Source organism: Candidatus Hydrogenedentota bacterium (assembly GCA_016791475.1).
Lineage (GTDB): Bacteria > Hydrogenedentota > Hydrogenedentia > Hydrogenedentales > JAEUWI01 > JAEUWI01.
Genome location: JAEUWI010000287.1, coordinates 274 through 639, shown reverse-complemented (window position 1 = coordinate 639; position 366 = coordinate 274). Strand labels below are relative to the sequence as shown.

Below are 366 nucleotides of genomic sequence, written 5' to 3'. Positions count from 1 at the left end.
TGCCGAAACTGCCACATGCCGGAAAAGAACTACATGGTCGTTCACGCCCGGCCCGATCACAGCTTCCGCATTCCGCGCCCCGATCTTTCGCAGGAACTCGGCACGCCCAATGCCTGCAACCAGTGCCATGCCGACAAAAAGCCGGCCTGGGCCGCCGAGGCCATTGCCCGCTGGTACGGCCCCGAGCGGCGCCAAGAGCCAGGTTTCGCCGCCACCTTGGCGGCCGCTCGCGCCGGGCGCCGCGAAGCCCTGCCCGGCCTGCTCGCCCTGCTGCGCGACCCGCCCCCGCACGAAGACGCCGACACCGCCTGGCAGGAAAGCTGCGAGACGCTCCCGGTGGGCCAGGTCGTCGATCTGCACGGCGGC

Annotated in this window: 1 protein-coding gene; it reads left to right on the top strand. The window is 70.5% G+C overall.

The genetic code is table 11. From position 1 onward, the window contains the following. Nucleotides 1-15: 15 nt before the first annotated feature. A partial coding sequence (locus JNK74_29240; protein MBL7650262.1) for a hypothetical protein occupies nucleotides 16-366 on the top strand: 351 nt, incomplete at its 3' end.